The organism is Kocuria rosea subsp. polaris, from assembly GCF_001483755.1.
Classification (GTDB): Bacteria; Actinomycetota; Actinomycetes; order Actinomycetales; family Micrococcaceae; genus Kocuria; species Kocuria cellulosilytica.
The window spans coordinates 1-1,290 of the sequence record NZ_LQBK01000030.1; the positions used below are offsets into that span (position 1 = coordinate 1).

Genomic DNA, 1,290 nt, shown 5'->3' on the forward strand with positions numbered 1-1,290 from the left:
GTGGGGTTGACCCCGTTTCGTGGACATCGAGTTATGCGGCTTCTGCCGCGGGGTTCATGAGCTGGTGCTCGAAGGCTACCGGGCTGAGCATGCCCAGTGACGAGTGCCGTCGGGTCCGGTTGTAGGTAGCCTCGATCCAGGCGCCGACGCCGCGCTTGGCGGCGGCCTTGGTCGTGAATCTCCGCCGGTGGTAGTACTCGGTCTTCAACGTCGACCAGAACGATTCGATCTGCGCGTTGTCCCAGCACACCCCGGTCCGCCCGACCGAGATCCTGACGTCCAGCTCGGCGGCGACCTCGGCCAGCCGGGCGGAGGTGTACTGGCAGCCGCGATCGGCGTGGAAGATCACTCCGGTGGTGTCACACCGGCGCAGGGTCACTGCCCGGCGCAGCGCGGTCTCGACCAGCTCAGTGCGCAGGTGGTCATCGACCGCCCAGCCCAGCACCCGCCGCGAGCAGCCGTCGCGGACCGCGCACAAGTACAGCCATCCCTGATCGGTGGGCAAATAGGTGATGTCCGAGGTCCACACCGCATCGAGGCGGCCGCGATCGAAGTCGCGCTCCACCAGATCGGGGATCGTGTGCGCGGACTCGTCTGCGACCGTGGTCACCGGGTGCCAGGTGGCCGGGCTGATGCCGGCGATGCCGTGGGCGCGCATGAGTTTCGCGACCGTCTTGCGCGAGACCACCTCCCCGACAGCGCGCAGGTCGGCCAGGATCCGCGGCGCACCGTTGACCCCGTCGGAGGCCGTGTGGGCGGCCAGCACCTTCTGGCCCAGCTGGGCCCGTCGCACAGCCGAGGGACCCGGCGGCCCCTCGCGACGTGCCAGCCAGGCGTAGTAGCCCGACCGGGACACCTCGAGCAGCTCGGCCATGCGGGTGATCTCGTAGTCGGCCTTCTCCGCGTCGATGAGCTCGAACATCCTCACCGGTTCTGGTTCTCGGTCGCGAAGAAGGCGGCTGCTTTTTTCAGGAACTCCCGGTCCATCCGCAGCTCGGCCACCTCACGGCGCAACCGCTCCAGCTCTGCCCGCTCATCGGTATCCAGTGCTGAGGGCGGGTCGTCCATCTTGGCCCTCTCGATCGCGACCCAACGACCCAGCAGAGCTTCTCCGACACCGATCTCCTTCGCCACGTGGACGATCGGGCGCCCGGTGTCGATCACCAGATGCGCGGCATCACGCCGGTACGCGGGCGTGTACCTCTTCCGTTTGGCTCCCACAGGAACATCCTCCCTGCCAGGCACCAGGCCTGACCATCAAGGACGTCCACCGAAGGGGGTCAACCTCAG

The 1,290-nt window shown here is 67.8% G+C and carries 1 protein-coding gene; it reads right to left on the reverse strand.

Annotated features, from left to right (window positions below):
* Positions 1 to 31: 31 nt before the first annotated feature.
* A protein-coding gene (locus AVL61_RS12160; protein WP_136341198.1) for an IS3 family transposase occupies positions 32 to 1,221 on the reverse strand; the annotation gives its coding sequence in 2 pieces (ribosomal slippage) (positions 32 to 969 and positions 969 to 1,221; 1,191 coding nt in all).
* Positions 1,222 to 1,290 lie beyond the last annotated feature (69 nt).